The organism is Streptomyces sp. NPDC001796 (assembly GCF_042892355.1).
Lineage (GTDB): Bacteria > Actinomycetota > Actinomycetes > Streptomycetales > Streptomycetaceae > Streptomyces.
In genome coordinates this window covers 316,220-331,341 of sequence record NZ_JBIAUC010000008.1, presented here as the reverse complement: position 1 = coordinate 331,341, position 15,122 = coordinate 316,220, and the positions used below count along the sequence as shown (strand labels likewise).

The following is a 15,122-nucleotide window of genomic DNA, read 5'->3' as shown; positions in this document are numbered from 1 at the left end:
GCGGTCACGTGTGCGGACGTTCTTCAGCGCGTCCGGCCTGTGCGGGCCGCTCGGCATGGACATGACCACTTCCGCAGGTCGAATACCTCGAGAAGTGTGATCTGTCTTACCTTCTTCTCGCATTCCCGGACTGAATACGGACATTCCGGAACCTTGGCTGACCTGCGCAAAGTGCGAGTAAAAGAAATCCCCCTAGAAGAGTCAAATTTCAGGTGACGACCTTCTGTCGAACGGGTCTCCGTTCCTACCCTGAGCCGCCAATTGCGCGTTAATTCCCTGCTCAGATAGTGAGAGGCCCCTTGACATGGTGAACCTTGACCATGCAGCCCCCGACGCCACCCGCGACCGGACCGGTCTGCGGCGTGACGTCGGTCTGATCGGACTGATGTGGGCCTCGGTGGGGTCCATCATCGGCTCCGGCTGGCTCTACGGCGCCAAGAACGCCGTCATGACAGCCGGCCCTGCGGCGACCATCTCGTGGGTGATCGGCGCAGTCGCCATCGTCCTCCTCGCCCTCGTGCACGCCGAGCTCGGCGGCATGTTCCCGGTGGCGGGCGGCACGGCACGCTATCCGCACTACGCCTTCGGTGGCCTGGCCGGCATGTCCTTCGGCTGGTTCTCCTGGCTGCAGGCGGCGACCGTGGCCCCCATCGAGGTCGAGGCCATGATCGGCTACCTCGGGCACTGGCACTTCGCGCAGAGCTTCCAGCACTCCTCCGACGGCACTCTGACGGCCAGCGGTCTCGTCGTCGCCATCTTCCTGATGGCCGTCTTCGTCGCCGTCAACTTCCTCGGCGTCAAGGTCCTCGCGCACACCAACAGCGCCGCCACCTGGTGGAAGATCGCCGTGCCGCTGGCCGCCATCTTCATCGTCGCGGTGGGCAACTTCCACCCGGGCAACTTCACCTCGGAGGGCTTCGCCCCCATGGGCGCCAAGGGTGTGCTGGGCGCCATCAGCACCAGCGGCATCATCTTCGCCCTGCTGGGCTTCGAGCAGGCGATCCAGCTCGCCGGTGAGAGCCGCGACCCCAAGAAGGACCTGCCCCGCGCGACCCTCGGCTCCGTCGCGATCGGCGCGATCATCTACGTCCTGCTCCAGGTCGTGTTCATCGCCGCGCTGCCGCACAGCAGCTTCGCTCACGGCTGGGCCAAGCTCGCCTTCAAGGGCATCGAGGGCCCGTGGGCCGGCCTTGCCACGCTGGTCGGCCTCGGCTGGCTGGCCGTCGTGCTGTACATCGACGCAGTGATCTCACCCGGCGGCACCGGCCTCATCTACACCACCGCCACCTCCCGCGTCTCCTTCGGTCTGTCCAAGAACGGCTACGCGCCGAAGCTGTTCGAGAAGGTCGACGCCCGCGGCGTGCCGTGGTTCGGCCTGATCCTCTCCTTCGTCACCGGCGTCATCTGCTTCCTGCCCTTCCCGAGCTGGCAGAAGCTGGTCGGTTTCATCACCTCGGCGAGTGTCCTGATGTACGCGGGCGCCCCGCTCGCCTACGGCGTCTTCACCGACAAGCTGCCGGACCGCGAGCGCCCCTACCGCCTTCCCGGCGGCAAGGTGATCGCTCCGCTGTCCTTCGTGGTGGCCAACCTGATCATCTTCTGGTCCGGCTGGGACATCCTCTGGCGGCTCGGCGTGGCGATCGTCCTCGGCTACGTGCTGCTCGGCGGCTACGCCCTCTACGCCAACAGCAAGGATCTGCCCGACGCGCCCCGGATGGACTTCAAGGCCGCCCAGTGGCTGCCGGTCTACCTGCTGGGCATCGGCCTGATCTCCTGGCAGGGCACCTTCGGCGGCCAGGGCAACCTCCCGCTGTGGTGGGACATCCTGGTCATCGCCGTCTTCTCCCTGGTCATCTACTTCTGGGCCCGCGCCGTCGCCCCGCGCCCGGAGGAGATCCAGCGCAGCATCGACGAGGTCGTGGTCGTGGACGTGCCCACGCACTGACCCCTCGGATCTCCGTGCAGCGAGGCGGGTGCCGTACTGGATCGTCTTTCCAGTACGGCACCCGCCTCTTCTTGTTCCCCGGGGCGCCGAGCCGCCGTGCGCGAGGCGGCGACCTCACCCGTGATGACGCGTCAGCTCCGCTCCCCCCAGCACCGTCACCCGGGGCGTGCAGGTGAGACGGAAGCCGGTGAAGTCGGCCGTGAACGCGGCGTCGACCAGGTCGCGGGCGTGGATGCCCGCGAAGGCGCCCGTGAACCGCAGCCGGGAGCCGTGGTCGTCGGACAGCCGGCCGAAGTCGAGCGGCGGCCCGACCGGTATACGCGTGCCCGCCCGCAGACACCAGGACCGGGCCTCGGCGCCGTCGACGGTGACGCCCAGCGTGACCGGGTCGCGCACGTCCACGTCGACCAGGGCGACCTGCCGGAGGTCCTGCTCGTCCCGCTCCACCAGGCTGAGCACGGTACGGCCGGCGCCCCGCCACTGCTGGCCCCGCTGCGGTTACTTCATGAACGGCGCGGGCAACGGCTCCATCAAGCACGCAGTCCCGTACCTGTACACCGCCTCCGACGGCTACGCCCTCGGCCAGTGGCAGGAGTCGGGACGCGACCAGGGCCACACCGTGATGGGCATGGGCCGGATGGGCGCCATCTGCGAGATGGCTTGGAACCAGGGCACGGACCTGTACAGCTACGACAGCAGGACGTTCTTCAAGGCGGCCCAGTACGTCGCCAAGTACAACATCGGCCAGGACGTGCCGTTCACCACCTACACCTGGGGCAGCGGCACGACCTGCGCCCAGAACTCGCAGACGGTGATCTCCTCCGCCTCCCGCGGCCAGATCCGCCCGGTGTGGGCGACGCTCCACTTCCGCTACAACCGGCGCCTGTACCTCGACGACAAGTACATCTCGGCGATGTACTACAACCTCGTCGCCCCCGAGGGCGGCGGCGGTGACTACGGCTCCACCAGTGGCGGCTACGACCAGTTCGGCTTCGGCACGCTGACGTACGCCAAGTAGCACTCCGCAGGGCCGCGCGGGCCCGCCGGCATCAGCTCGGCCGACGGGCCCGCGCGGAAAGCCGAAAGCAGTGCGGCTGGGGGTGCGGATGCGGGCCCTGTTCCCTAGCGTGGCAGGGGTCGAAGTCTCCCGCTGGAGGGATCTGTCATGGCCGTGCCCCGGATCGTGATCGTCGGCGGTGGGTTCGCCGGCATGGAGACCGCGCGGCGACTCGAGCGGATTCTGGGGCCCGCCGAGGCGAGCCTCAGGCTGGTCGCGCCCTACAGCCACCAGCTCTATCTGCCCCTGCTGCCGCACGTCGCCTCGGGAATCCTCACTCCGCAGTCGGTCGCGGTCCCGCTGCGCCGGCTGCTGCACCGTACGCTGCTCGTGCCCGGCCAGGCGGTCGGCGTCGATCCCTCCGCCAAGGCCGTGGTCGTGCACAAGATCAACGGTGAGACGACCGTCGAGCACTACGACTACCTGGTGCTGACGCCCGGCAGCGTGACCCGGCAGTTCAACATCCCCGGGGTGGACCGGCACGCGGTGGGCATGAAGACGCTGGCGGAGGCGGCCTGGGTACGCGACCACGTCATCGCCCAGCTCGACCTCGCCGCGGCCAGTTCCGACCCGGTCGAGCGCGAGACCCGGCTGCAGTTCGTGGTCGTCGGCGGCGGCTACGCCGGCACCGAGACCGCCGCCTACCTGCACCACCTCACCACCGCCGCCGTGAAGCGCTATCCGGGCCTGGACCCGTCCCTGGTGAAGTGGCACCTCGTCGACATCGCGCCCAGGCTCATGCCGGAACTCGGCGACCGGCTCGGCGCGAAGGCGCTCGGCATCCTCGAGCGGCGCGGCCTGCACGTCTCACTCGGCGTCTCGGTCGCCGAGGCAACAGCGGACACCGTCACCCTCACCGACGGCCGCAAGCTGCGCTGCCACACCCTGATCTGGACCGCCGGGGTGGCACCCAGCCCGCTGATCGCCACGCTGGACGCCGAGACCGACCGCGGCAGGCTGGTCGTCCGCGACGATCTGGCCGTGCCGGGCCTGGACGGTGTGTTCGCCCTCGGTGACGCGGCCGCGGTGCCCGACCTCGCCAAGGGCCCCGACGCCATCTGCCCGCCGACCGCCCAGCACGCCATGCGCCAGGGCTGGAGGGCCGCGAAGAACGTCGCCGCGGCGCTGCGCGGCGCGCCGCCGACCCCCTACCGGCACCGGGACCTCGGGCTCGTAGTCGACCTCGGCGGCGTCCAGGCCGTGTCCAAACCGCTCGGCGTGGAACTGACCGGTCTGCCCGCGCAGGTCGTGGCGCGCGGCTACCACCTGGGCGCGCTGCGCACGGTTCCGGCCCGCCTGCGCACGCTGACGAACTGGACGCTGAACGCGATGGCGGGCTACGACTTCGTCCGCACCGGCTTCCAGGCCGGGCGCCCGGCCACGCTCAAGGACTTCGAGCGGACCGACGCCTATCTCACGCCCGACCTGATCGCCTCGCACACGGCACCGAAGGCGGTCGACTGACGCGGGACAGCCGCCCACCGACATGGCTCAGGTGCGGTCGCCCTTCGGCTTGCCCCGCTGATCGGGTGTCCCGTGCGGCGGCGGGCTCATGGGCTCCGGCGAGGTCGCCGGAGACACGGGTGAGCCCCCACTGCTCCGGCCGGCCTCGGGACGCAGGCCCGCGGTGTCACCGGACGTCGGCTCGGCGCCCGCGCGCAACTGCTCCAGCCGGGCCGTGAGCAGCTCGGTCACAGGGACACGGCCCGCGTGCTCACGCTCGTACGCGAGCAGCTGCTCCACCTCGTCCGCGTTCAGAGCGCGGATACGGCTCTCCAGGCTGCCGAGCGGCAGCTCGTCGTAGTCGGGCAGCGGCAGGGTGCCGCAGCCGGGCTCAGCCATGGATCTTCACTTCCCTCCGTGCGACGGCCTGACGTGGGACGCGGCTCACTGCGACCGTGCGGCCCGGGTACGCGAGCGGTTCTCCTTGCGTATCGCGCCCAGCAGTTCCGCCTTCGACATCCGGGACCGCCCGTCGATGCCCAGGCGCTGCGCGACGTGGTAGAGGTGCTCCTTCGAGGCGTTCTCGTCGACGCCCTCGCCGCTGCGCCCGCCCTGCTGCCGGGGCCGCGCCGACCGGGGGTCCGAGGGGCCCTTGCGGCCGCCTTCCTTGCGCTCCCAGTGGTCGCCGACCTTCTCGAAGGTGTGCTTGAGCGCGCCGTACGCCACCCGGTGCGCCCGCTCGCCCTCGCCGTAACTCTCGACCGCCGAGTCGTGCGCCTTGATCCAGGTGCGCTGTGCGTCCCGGGAGGAGCGCTCCAGCGTCGACGGCAGTTCCTGTCGTCCGGGCACGGATCCACCTCCTCGTCTTGTCGCTCTCTGTGCCCCACGAGTGCCCTGGGGCCCGCCGGGAAAACGGGCGCAACCGCCGCGAACGCCGGTTTGACGGGGTCGCCACCGGCTACCCGCGCGGTGTGACAGCCACGACTTCGCACACGACTTCGCAGCAGGATCCCATTCGGTTTCTGGAGGATCGCTTCGCGTGCGCACAGGCGTGCACGGAGTGCGCGCGGGCGTGCGCCTTGCGCGCGAGCCTCGCCGAACCGGGCGGCACTCAGAACCAGGAACGTCTGCGGCGCAAGGGCATCATGTGCGCGGAGGTCTGCGACGCGACCTGCCGCGTGCTGTCCGTGCACGGCAGTCAGGACGAGGACGACATCCGCGGCCAGGTGACCTGGTGCCGGGCGGTCTGCCTGGACACCGCGCACGTCTTCGACGCGGACCCGGGTGGCGAGGAGGCGGCGCGGGCCTGTCGCGCGGCTGCCCTGGCCTGTTCCGAGTTCCTGGAGACCCTGGGCTGACGGACCGGGGACCGGCTTGACGGGCCGGCCGCCCGCCGGGCATCCCCCCTCCCTCGGCATTCCCAATTTCTGGAACAGGTTCTACGGTGTGCGCCGTCAGGACCGGCCATGGGGAGCCTGGAGGGCCCGTGCAACTCGACTACACACCCGAGCAGCAGCGACTGCGCAACGAGCTCCGCGGGTACTTCGCGCGGCTGGTGCCCGAGGGCGCCCACGCCCGGCACAGCGACCCGGTGGCGCAGAAGCGGTTCTACCGCGCCACCATCCGCCGTCTCGGCAGTGACGGCTGGCTGGGCGTGGGCTGGCCGAAGGAGTACGGCGGGCGCGGGATGACCGCCATGGAGCAGTTCATCTTCTTCGACGAGGCCGCCCAGGCGGGAGTCCCCCTGCCGCTGATGGCGCTCAACACGGTCGGTCCGACACTCATGCGGTTCGGCACAGACGAGCAGAAGGACTACTTCCTGCCGAGGATCCTCTCCGGAGAGATCGACTTCGCGATCGGCTACAGCGAGCCCGGAGCCGGGACCGACCTCGCCTCGCTGAAGACCCGCGCGGTCCGCGCGGGCGACACATACGTCGTGAACGGGCAGAAGATCTGGACCACCAACGGCGACACCGCCGACTGGGTGTGGCTCGCCGTACGCACCGACCCCGAGGCCCCGCCCCACAAGGGCATCACCATGCTGCTCGTGCCGACCAGTGACCCCGGCTACTCCTGCACCCTCATCCGGACGCTCGCCGGTCACGACACCACCGCCAGCTACTACGAGGACGTCCGTGTCCCCGTCTCCCGTCGCGTGGGCGAGGAGAACGACGGCTGGCGGCTGATCACCAACCAGCTCAACCACGAGCGCGTCACCCTCGCCGCCCACGGCACCATGGCCATCCGCGCCCTGCACGACGTGCAGCGCTGGGCCATGGAGACCAGGCTCACCGACGGCCGCCGGGTGATCGACCTGCCCTGGGTGCGCCGCCGCCTGGCCCTGACGCACACGAAGCTGGACGCGATGAAGCTGCTGAACTGGCAGATGGTGAGCGCCGTGGAGGAGGGCACGCTGACCCCGCAGGACGCCTCCGCGGTCAAGGTCTACGGCTCCGAGGCCCGCCGTGACGCCTACGCGTGGCTGATGGAGGTCGCGGCGGCCGCGGGACCGCTGAAGGAGGGCTCGGCGGGCGCCGCGCTCCACGGCGAGTTGGAGCGCGGCTACCGCGCGGCGGTGATCTTCACCTTCGGCGGCGGGAACAACGAGATCCAGCGAGAGATCATCTCCTGGATCGGCCTCGGCATGCCCCGCGTGCGCAGGTGAGGACCGGTGACGAGGATTATTAGTTGGCACAAAAGAGGGATAGTTGGCACCCGGGGGGCAGCCACTTGGTCCAGCGGTCATCGGAACCAAATCGCCGTGTGAGCACAGACGCTGACGTGCTTGTCAGCCTGCGCGTTTCATTTGCAGCGGTGTGCGGACCATGAGCGGGAACCGTTACAGGCAGGTGGCACGGCAAGGGTGGCCCCAATTCACGCTCGAGTGGTTGCCGCCTGCCGGGCCACGAGTTCTCCCTTGGCGCCGCGTCCGAGGTTCCCCGTGGACGTACACCAGCGGCAGCGGGCGTTCTGGCTGGGACCTTGGAGATGTCGTTCGCGAGTTCGAGGGCGGTGGATGACTGATCCGAGATCGTCGTCGTTCTCGTGCAGGCCGGCGGATGCGAGAAGGAAGTGGGCCACGGCCTCGCCGACGGCGAGTGTTCAGTCCCGCCGGGCCTCAACCCGGCGGGACCGGCTCCTGTGTCGGAGAGTCAGCAGATGCTTTCAGGAGGACAGAGCCTTGACGAGTTCCTCGGCGAGAGGTCCCGAGGACGCCGGGTTCTGGCCCGTGATGAGGTTGCGGTCCGCGACCGTGTAGGACTCCCAGGCAGGCCCCCGCGAATAGTCGGTGGGCAGCTTTTTCAGCTCGTCCTCCAGCAGCCACTTTGCCTTGTCGGCAAAACCGACACCGGCCTCCTCCTCGTTGCAGAAACCCGTTACCCGGTAGTTCGCGAAGGGCGTGTCGCCGTTCGCGTCACGGGTCGCAAGGAAAGCAGCCGGGGCATGACACACGACGCCGAGGGGTTTGCCGGAGGCAAGTGCCTCCCGCAGGAGCGCCCCAGAATCCGGGTCGACCGAAAGGTCTTCCATCGGGCCGTGGCCTCCGGGGTAGTAGACCGCGTCGTAGTCCTCGAGACGCACGTCCTTGAGGGAGATGGGGTGCCGCAGCTCCTCGGCCTTCTCGATGACGGCCTCTTCCCGGAGGGAGTTTTCCTCGCCACCCGCCATACCGGGCCTCAGGCTCATCGTGTCCACAACGGGAATGACGCCCCCTGGAGTTGCCACGGTGACCTCGTGTCCGGCATCGGTGAACACGGTGTAAGGCGCCACGAACTCCTCGGCCCAGTAGCCGGTGGGGTGCCGATGCCCGTCCTTCAAGGTCCAATAGCTTGCGCCGGTCATCACGCACAGGATCTTGGCCATGGGATGCTCCTCTAAAAGACGTTCACCCGGGGAGGGCGCAGCAGTTTGAGACCTGGATAACAAGGATGAGCGGACATCTCGAAATCCGCAACTTGCGACTGATCGGTGCACGCGTATCGTATGTGAGCGTCAAGAAACGGTAATGTAATTATTGCGCCGAAAAATAAGAGGTGCGCGGGCCCCGACAGCAGAATATGTCGGAGGATTGCCATGATCAAACCCTATGGCCCCTACGATTTCATGCCGCCGATCAGGACCTTCCCGTTGACCTCCGATTCCGTGGCCAACGACGAGCAACTGGCCCGCGAGCAGGTGAGCGGCATCCTGGGAGCAGGCGGATCGGACATCTCACCGCAGCTGAGCTGGTCCGGCTTTCCCGAGGAGACCCGGAGTTTCACGGTGGCGATGTTCGACCCCGATGTGCCTACCGCTTCGGGCTTCTGGCACTGGGCTGTGGCCAATAACGGACTTGCGAGAGCGACGTTGTACGGCACCTTTGAGCGGGCCCAGCTTGAAGGCGCATGAGGGTCCGTCAGCAAGCCGACGGACCCTCCGTGCGACCACCTCATTTCACTTCTTCCGCATATAGTCCTCGGCGGCGTCGACAATCAGGTTCTTGACCGCCTGCGGGTGGGAAACGAGGGACACGTGCGAGGAGTTGATCTCCACTGTCTTACGGGCGTTCGCGCGCTTCGCCTCGAACAGCTCCAGGGCCGGGTTGATCGCCTGGTCCTGCCTGCCGACGAGGACGTACACGGGCTTGTTCCGCCAGGCCGCGCCAGTGAGCTTGTCCGCGAACGCCGACAGCGCGATCGGACGCTGGGTGGCTCCCATGAGGTTGCTCTGGCTGGTGGGCAGGTCGGCGGCGAAGACCTGGTGCAGTTTGTCCGGCTGCACGTAGACGTCCGTGCCGGTGGTGCCGTCACCGTTGCTGAAGGGCACCTGCTTCAGGGCCTTGGTGAGCGGGGCGGCCGGGAACTTCGCGGACAGGCTGGAGAAAGACTCTCCCGCGTCCGGCATGATCGCGTTGATGTAGACGAGCGCCTTGACGTTGTCGTTTCCGGCGGCGGCCTGGGAAATCACCTCTCCGCCGTAGGAGTGGCCGACCAGGACGATCGGTCCCTTGACGGACTTCAGGAAACTTGCGAGGTAGGCCGAGTCCTGGGGAATGCCGCGGAGCGGGTTGGCCGGCGCGTCCACCGTGTAGCCGTTCTGCTGGAGCCGCTGCACGACCCCGTTCCAGCTGGACGCGTCGGCGAAGGCGCCGTGGACGAGCACGATGGTGGGCTTCGCCCGGCCGGGATCACCGCTCGGAGCCCCGGCGTGCGCCGTTTCGACTGTCAGTGCGGAGGTGATACCCGATACGGCCAGAAGAGCCGCAGTCCATTGGGCCATGTGTACGGTACGGAGGGACTCGCGGGATATTCGCATGCCGGTCCTTCGGTGCGGGGACGTCGGACGACGCCCGGGATTCCATATTCGATGGCACCTGGCGGTTTGTCCCGGCGCAGGGGCCATTCGAGTGAACTCAGAATCTCGAGGCATCACTCCCGCGGACTGCGGCGGACAAGGATTATTCGCCGAATTTCCGGGATGCCGCCGGCGTCGAGGCCGCTTTATCCCGGTGGTTTCAATTTCGTGGGCGACCTGATTTACGGTGAACGCTTCGGAGCCAGGCGTCGACCATTTTCGAATACGGAGACATATTGGCCAGCGAAAGGTGCAACATATTGTCGGAGAGTGCCAATCCGTTTGCGCTCGGCGCCGTTTGATCAACCCTCGCTGTGCATCTGCCGCCAGGAAGCCTCATCTCGTCGGCGACTGTTGTGACGTCCGGCTCCCAGCCGTGCGCCTCCAGCCATGGGGGCGCCTCCAGCCGTGGGGCGGGGGGCAGGGCCGGCCCGTCCTGGAAGAAGTTCACGATGCGCCCGATGACCGCGGACTCCGTCTCGTCGACCGTAGCCACATCGTCCTGGCGGGGAGTGCTGTCGAAGTATTCGAGTGCCAGGCGGCTGCCGTGGGTACTCAGGCGCGTCACGGTTTCGATCAGACGGTCGGAGTCCTCGGGCGACAGGTACACGAAGAGCCCTCGATGAGCCACATGGTGGGTTGGAGGGGATCGAAGCCACTTGCACCCAGGGGCCCGCAGGTCGGCGGCGACCGGCTGCCGTCCGCCGCGGGGCGCCAGTCGGGCGGCGTCCATGACCGCTTCCTTGAACTGCAGTACGGGTTCGGTGTCCACCTCGTAGACCGTGGTGTCGGCCGGCAGGCCCAGGCGGACGGCTCGCGAGTCGAATCCAGCCGCGACGATGACCACTTGGCGTATCCCTGCCGCAGTGGCGGCGAGAACGCGTTCGTCGTAGAAGCGGGTGCGGACGCCCAGGTAGGTCGCCAGCATGTACCACGCCTCGGTGAGGTCACCGCTGTCCCGGTCGGGCCCGGACCAGCGCCTTGCGAATGGCGCGCCGAGACCAACATGCCGGGACCGACATCACGGGAGATCCGCTAAACGATGTTGAGGTGGTCGAGGAACGGGATCGCGGCGGACGCGTCGCCCGTGATGCGGCAGTGGTCGCGCCAGGGTTTGCGGGTGGTGGCCCAGGCGATGAAGTCGAGGGCGGTGCTGTGGATCCGGGGGGCGGCGGCGTCCGCGCCGGGTGTCACGGTCAGCTGTCCGTCCGGTGCGGTCGCGGGGAGGATCGTGACGGTGGTGGCGCCCGGCCCGGTGAGGTCGAGGACGAGGGGCCGGGTGACGGTGGCGGTGAGTTCGGGCCCCTGCATCTGGGGGAGGCCGGCGAGCATGAACTCGATGGCGGGGGCGACCTGGTCGTCGGTCGCTTCCGGCAGGGTGAACGGGAGCGGGCCGTCCGGGGCGAGCAGGTCGTTGCGCAGGTGGCAGAAGACGTTGAACGCCATGGTGTTCGCCAGGAGATGGCGCGGATACGTCCCGAGTCCGGCCACCTCGACGGGCTCGTCCGCGCCGGGTGGTTCCTGGGCCGCTGCCAGCAGGTCCAACTGCCGGGGGGTGCTGCGCCGCCACTCGTCGAGGACTTCGGCATGGCTCCAGCCACGGCGTTCGTCCACGCGCAGGTCGTGGTAGCGCTCGCGGTTCTTCGGCAGCGAGGGGTCGGGCGGTGGAGGGTCCACCGCCTCGGAGGCGAGGGCCGCGAGGTGGGCCACCACGTCGATGACGCGCCAGCCGGCGCACGCAGACGGCAGCTCCCACTGTCCGTCGTCCAACTGAGGGATGATTTCGGCGAGTTGTGCCGTGCTCGAACGTGCGGCGGCCAGACCGGCATGGGTCATCGTTTCTCCAGCCTCTCTCGAGGCGACGGCCAGGTCAGGATGCCGCCTGGCGGGACATGCGGTAGGTCGCGGCGACGTCCGCGCGGCCGAGTCCGTCGTCGGCCGCGAGGCGGAGGCGTTCGCGTACGACTTCCGCGATGCCCAGGTGCAGGCCGGCGGCACGGGCGGTGTCGGTGATCAGGCCGGCGTCCTTGGCCGCCGCTTCGAGGGGGAAGGAGGGCGTGTCGAGGTCGTCGTCGATCATCTTCGGGCCCTTGCTCTGGACGTACTGGCTGTTGAGGCCGCTGCCGTCCAGGTCGCCTGTTCCGCGAGACGGCGAGACCCGTCCGGGGACACCGTGCACGTCTGCACCCACACCGTGTAGCCGCCCAGGCCCTCGCGAGCCTGGTCCATCACGTCGGCGACGACCATCTCGTTCGCGAGCGCGGTCAGTACGACGTCGGCGCCGCGGCAAGCCTCGGCCGGCGTGTCGCACACGGCGGCTCCGACGGCGGCCAGTGGTTCGGCGGCGGCGCGGTTGCGGTTCCACGCGCGCACGCCCAGTCCCGCCGCCGCGATGTTGCGTGCCATGGCATCCCCCATGGTGCCGGTGCCGAGCACCGCGACCACGGGCCCTCCCTGATCCCTTTCCTGATCAGACGACGCCGTCCGGCTCGTACCACTCATCGGCGGACCTCCATACGCTCGGCGGACAGCGCGCGGCGACAAACGGCGGGCGGCGTGCAGGCCACCGGTTCTCGACAGGCCGCCCGATCCCTGTCCGGTTCAGGCGTCCTGGCCGATCCAGACGGTCTTGGCGTTCATGAACTCCCGCATGCCGAGGTCGGACAACTCACGTCCGTAGCCGCTCCGTTTGACGCCGCCGAAGGGGATCTCGGGGTAGCTGGTCGTGTTGCCGTTGATGAACGCCATGCCCGACTGGATGTCGCGGACGAAGAGTTCGCGTTCGGCCTCGTCCTCGCTCCACAGATTCGACCCGAGGCCGTAGGGGTGCCCGTTGGCCTCCCGCAGGGCCTCCTCCAGGGAGGAGACGGTCCACACCTGTGCCACGGGGCCGAAGACCTCCTCGTGGTACATCCGCATCTCCGGGGTGATGCCGGTCAGTACGGTGGGCGGGTAGAACGAGCCGGGCCCGTCCGGGCGTTCGCCGCCCAGCAGCACCGTCGCGCCCTTGGCGACGGCGTCGTCGACGTAGGACTCCACGTCCCGCCGACCGGACTCGGTGGCCAGCGGGCCGACATCGGTGCCCTCGTCCATGGGGTCGCCCATCACCAGCGCGCCCATCTTCGCCACGAACATCTCGATGAACGCGTCACCTATGTCCTCGTGCACGAAGAAGCGCTTGCCGTTGATGCAGGACTGTCCGTTGTTCAGGGTCCGTGCCTTGACCGCGACATCGGTGGCCAGCTCCAGGTTCGTGGAGGGCATGACGATGAACGGGTCGGAGCCGCCGAGTTCGAGGACCACCTTCTTGATCTCCTCGCCGGCGATGGCGGCCACCGACCGCCCGGCCGGTTCGCTGCCCGTGAGCGTCGCGGCCGCCACCCGCGGGTCGCGCAGCACCTGCTCCACCCTTCTCGCGGAGATCAGCAGGGTCTGGAACACGTCGTCCGGGAAGCCCGCGTCACGGAAGAGCTCCTCCAGGTACAGGGCGCACTGCGGCACGTTCGAGGCGTGCTTGAGCAGACCCACGTTCCCCGCCATCAGCGCAGGCGCGGCGAACCGCATGGCCTGCCACAACGGCAGATTCCACGGCATCACCGCGAGTACGACACCGATCGGCTGGTACGTGACGAACGTCTGCTTCGCGCCCACGCGCCCGCTGTCACCCTCCAGGTCCCGCAGGAACGCAGGGCCCTCGGTGGCGTAGAAACGCAGCCCGTGAATGCACTTGGCCACTTCCTGCTCCGCCGCCCGGAAGGTCTTGCCCATCTCAGTGGTGATCATCCCGCTGACGCTCTCGATCTCCTTCTCCAGACGGTCGGCGGCATGCTGCAGCCACTCCGCCCGCTGCTCGACGCCCGTCAGCCGGTACGAGGCGGCCGCTGCCGCCGCCCTGGCGAGCTTGTCTTCGAGTTCCTCGGGGGTCAGCTCGTCGAAACTCCTGAGGACCTCTCCTGTCAGAGGACTCGTCGTTGCGATAGCCATGGATCCACGGTATGGCCACCCCACAGGGTCGGCAATTCACCCATTTGCCCCTTTATTGCCTCCGGAGGCAGTGCTCATCGTCCAACCAGACACCACCCCCTCGGCGCCGACTCACCCAGCACAACACGGGATGCACCGCAAGCGCAGGCGCGCGACCATGGTGGGGTCCGAAGCGGCGGCCGCGGTGACCGACACCGGGACTGCGTGCTCGCGCCCTCCGGCCCGGGCCGCTTTCCGCCTGCCCACGAAATCGAGGTTCTCATGGCGAACATGCAGGCAGCCCGGATGTACGGATACAAGGAACCCCTTCGGATCGAAGAGGTCCCGGTGCCCGAGCCCGGGCCGGACGAGATACTCCTCAAGGTCGCCGCGACCGGCATGTGCCGAAGCGACTACCAGCTTCTCACCGGCTACTTCGAGGGTCCGTTCCCGGTGGATCTGCCCTACATCCCCGGTCACGAGGTCACGGGCCGGGTGGCGGGACTGGGCAGCGAGGTGCCCACGGCGGTGGGCTACTCGGAGGGCGACATGGTCGTGGTCAACCCCAGCTGGGGGGACGGCACATGCCGGCAGTGCCGCGAAGGCAACGAACAGCTGTGCAGCGGCAACGGCCGGTGGGTGGGCTTCGGTCCTCCGGGCGGCTTCGCCGAGTACATGGCTGTGGAGTGCCGCCACGCGATCCCGGTCTCGGAGGAGGCGGCGAAAGCACCCGAGCTCCTCGCCCCCATGACCGACGCGGGCATGACCCCGTACCGGGGGATGCGCAAACTCCGGGACGCGGGCAAGCTCGGTCCCGGCCGTACCGTCGCGGTCACGGGCATCGGCGGGCTGGGCAGCTACGCGGTCCAGTACGCGAAACTGCTCGGCGGCGGCGCGACCGTGGTGGCGCTCGCGCGGACGGACAGCAAGCTGGACGTGGCGAAGGAGAACGGTGCGGACCACGGGATCAACGTCAGGAACAAGTCCACGGAGGCAATCCAGGACGAACTGGAGCGCCTGACCGGCCGCAGGACGATCCACGCCATCCTCGACTGCGTCGGCAGCGCGCCGTCCATCTCCATGGGCTTCGACCTACTGGGCCCCGAGGGTGCGCTGGCGGCCGTCGGCCTCATGAGTCAGCGCGTCGAGCACCGGCAGTTCCCCTTCGTGGGCACCGAGTTGTCCTACATCGGTTCCTTCTGGGGCAACCACCTGGACCTCGTCGAGGTGCTCTCGCTGGCCGAGGCCGGCCTCATCAAACACAACGTGACCAAGGTCGGGCTGGAGGACATCAACGACAATCTGGACGCCCTGGGTCGTGGCGATGTCATCGGACGCCAGGTCATCGTCTTCGGATGACACCTCGGCGGTCAGACCCGT

15 protein-coding genes and 2 pseudogenes are annotated in these 15,122 nt (G+C 68.5%); 7 read left to right on the top strand and 10 right to left on the bottom strand.

Features of this window, described 5'->3' with window-relative positions; genetic code table 11:
* The first annotated feature begins 304 nt into the window (after positions 1–304).
* Entirely contained in the window at positions 305–1,945 is a 1,641-nt protein-coding gene (locus tag ACFYZE_RS19495; RefSeq protein WP_388995200.1) for an APC family permease, read from the top strand.
* A 114-nt stretch (positions 1,946–2,059) separates the two neighbouring features.
* Here the strand turns inward: ACFYZE_RS19495 and ACFYZE_RS19490 are convergent, their stop codons facing one another.
* Positions 2,060–2,404: a hypothetical protein gene (locus ACFYZE_RS19490; RefSeq protein WP_388995197.1), complete on the bottom strand. Its 345-nt coding sequence runs from the start codon at positions 2,402–2,404 to the stop codon at positions 2,060–2,062.
* Between the two features lie 40 nt (positions 2,405–2,444).
* On the opposite strand from ACFYZE_RS19490, the pseudogene ACFYZE_RS19485 reads away from it, so the two are divergent.
* Together ACFYZE_RS19485 and ACFYZE_RS19480 are read left to right on the top strand one after the other, a co-directional pair.
* Positions 2,445–2,963: pseudogene (locus ACFYZE_RS19485) on the top strand (alginate lyase family protein); the annotation flags it as partial.
* Between the two features lie 147 nt (positions 2,964–3,110).
* Complete coding sequence (locus ACFYZE_RS19480) at positions 3,111–4,466, top strand: NAD(P)/FAD-dependent oxidoreductase (protein ID WP_388995194.1); 1,356 nt, start codon at positions 3,111–3,113, stop codon at positions 4,464–4,466.
* A gap of 27 nt (positions 4,467–4,493) precedes the next feature.
* On the opposite strand, the gene ACFYZE_RS19475 is transcribed toward ACFYZE_RS19480, so the two are convergent.
* Positions 4,494–4,844, bottom strand: a complete 351-nt coding sequence (locus ACFYZE_RS19475) for a hypothetical protein (protein ID WP_388995191.1) — start codon at positions 4,842–4,844, stop codon at positions 4,494–4,496.
* 45 nt (positions 4,845–4,889) lie between these two features.
* On the bottom strand, positions 4,890–5,294 hold the full coding sequence (locus ACFYZE_RS19470) for a ChaB family protein (protein ID WP_388995188.1): 405 nt from the start codon (positions 5,292–5,294) through the stop codon (positions 4,890–4,892).
* Between the two features lie 122 nt (positions 5,295–5,416).
* On the opposite strand from ACFYZE_RS19470, the gene ACFYZE_RS19465 reads away from it, so the two are divergent.
* Positions 5,417–5,803 (top strand): ferredoxin, encoded by a 387-nt coding sequence (locus ACFYZE_RS19465; RefSeq protein ID WP_388995185.1) that lies wholly within the window; start codon positions 5,417–5,419, stop codon positions 5,801–5,803.
* Between the two features lie 128 nt (positions 5,804–5,931).
* Entirely contained in the window at positions 5,932–7,110 is a 1,179-nt protein-coding gene (locus ACFYZE_RS19460) for an acyl-CoA dehydrogenase family protein (protein ID WP_388995182.1), read from the top strand.
* Positions 7,111–7,610: 500 nt separating this feature from the next.
* On the opposite strand, the gene ACFYZE_RS19455 is transcribed toward ACFYZE_RS19460, so the two are convergent.
* Positions 7,611–8,309, bottom strand: coding sequence for a type 1 glutamine amidotransferase domain-containing protein (locus ACFYZE_RS19455; RefSeq protein ID WP_388995179.1), 699 nt, complete (start codon positions 8,307–8,309; stop codon positions 7,611–7,613).
* A 210-nt stretch (positions 8,310–8,519) separates the two neighbouring features.
* Here ACFYZE_RS19455 and ACFYZE_RS19450 point away from each other — a divergent pair, with 210 nt between their 5' ends.
* The gene (locus tag ACFYZE_RS19450; protein WP_388995176.1) at positions 8,520–8,834 is read left to right on the top strand and encodes a YbhB/YbcL family Raf kinase inhibitor-like protein; all 315 of its coding nucleotides are present in this window, start codon (positions 8,520–8,522) and stop codon (positions 8,832–8,834) included.
* A gap of 45 nt (positions 8,835–8,879) precedes the next feature.
* On the opposite strand, the gene ACFYZE_RS19445 is transcribed toward ACFYZE_RS19450, so the two are convergent.
* The 6 genes and pseudogenes from ACFYZE_RS19445 to ACFYZE_RS19420 form a co-directional block, all read right to left on the bottom strand.
* The gene (locus ACFYZE_RS19445; protein WP_388995173.1) at positions 8,880–9,704 is read right to left on the bottom strand and encodes an alpha/beta fold hydrolase; all 825 of its coding nucleotides are present in this window, start codon (positions 9,702–9,704) and stop codon (positions 8,880–8,882) included.
* A gap of 235 nt (positions 9,705–9,939) precedes the next feature.
* Positions 9,940–10,725: pseudogene (locus ACFYZE_RS19440) on the bottom strand (SAM-dependent methyltransferase); the annotation flags it as partial.
* Positions 10,726–10,814: 89 nt separating this feature from the next.
* Positions 10,815–11,615, bottom strand: a complete 801-nt coding sequence (locus ACFYZE_RS19435; RefSeq protein ID WP_388995169.1) for a maleylpyruvate isomerase family mycothiol-dependent enzyme — start codon at positions 11,613–11,615, stop codon at positions 10,815–10,817.
* Between the two features lie 34 nt (positions 11,616–11,649).
* Positions 11,650–11,859: a hypothetical protein gene (locus ACFYZE_RS19430; protein WP_388995166.1), complete on the bottom strand. Its 210-nt coding sequence runs from the start codon at positions 11,857–11,859 to the stop codon at positions 11,650–11,652.
* Positions 11,856–12,224, bottom strand: a complete 369-nt coding sequence (locus ACFYZE_RS19425; RefSeq protein WP_388995163.1) for an NAD(P)-binding domain-containing protein — start codon at positions 12,222–12,224, stop codon at positions 11,856–11,858. Before ACFYZE_RS19425 ends, ACFYZE_RS19430 begins: the two co-directional genes overlap by 4 nt.
* Positions 12,225–12,380: 156 nt before the next feature.
* Positions 12,381–13,763, bottom strand: coding sequence for an NADP-dependent succinic semialdehyde dehydrogenase (locus tag ACFYZE_RS19420; protein ID WP_388995160.1), 1,383 nt, complete (start codon positions 13,761–13,763; stop codon positions 12,381–12,383).
* Between the two features lie 261 nt (positions 13,764–14,024).
* Between ACFYZE_RS19420 and ACFYZE_RS19415 the strand changes: the two genes are divergently transcribed.
* Complete coding sequence (locus ACFYZE_RS19415; protein WP_388995157.1) at positions 14,025–15,101, top strand: NAD(P)-dependent alcohol dehydrogenase; 1,077 nt, start codon at positions 14,025–14,027, stop codon at positions 15,099–15,101.
* Positions 15,102–15,122 lie beyond the last annotated feature (21 nt).

Excerpts from the sequence above, each read along its gene's own strand:
- ACFYZE_RS19420 (WP_388995160.1), bottom strand. The coding sequence starts at position 13,763 with ATGGCTATCGCAACGACGAGTCCTCTGACAGGAGAGGTCCTCAGGAGT.
- ACFYZE_RS19445 (WP_388995173.1), bottom strand. The coding sequence starts at position 9,704 with ATGGCCCAATGGACTGCGGCTCTTCTGGCCGTATCGGGTATCACCTCC.
- ACFYZE_RS19475 (WP_388995191.1), bottom strand. The coding sequence starts at position 4,844 with ATGGCTGAGCCCGGCTGCGGCACCCTGCCGCTGCCCGACTACGACGAG.
- ACFYZE_RS19435 (WP_388995169.1), bottom strand. The coding sequence starts at position 11,615 with ATGACCCATGCCGGTCTGGCCGCCGCACGTTCGAGCACGGCACAACTC.
- ACFYZE_RS19450 (WP_388995176.1), top strand. The coding sequence starts at position 8,520 with ATGATCAAACCCTATGGCCCCTACGATTTCATGCCGCCGATCAGGACC.
- ACFYZE_RS19455 (WP_388995179.1), bottom strand. The coding sequence starts at position 8,309 with ATGGCCAAGATCCTGTGCGTGATGACCGGCGCAAGCTATTGGACCTTG.
- ACFYZE_RS19430 (WP_388995166.1), bottom strand. The coding sequence starts at position 11,859 with ATGATCGACGACGACCTCGACACGCCCTCCTTCCCCCTCGAAGCGGCG.
- ACFYZE_RS19415 (WP_388995157.1), top strand. The coding sequence starts at position 14,025 with ATGGCGAACATGCAGGCAGCCCGGATGTACGGATACAAGGAACCCCTT.
- ACFYZE_RS19480 (WP_388995194.1), top strand. The coding sequence starts at position 3,111 with ATGGCCGTGCCCCGGATCGTGATCGTCGGCGGTGGGTTCGCCGGCATG.
- ACFYZE_RS19495 (WP_388995200.1), top strand. The coding sequence starts at position 305 with ATGGTGAACCTTGACCATGCAGCCCCCGACGCCACCCGCGACCGGACC.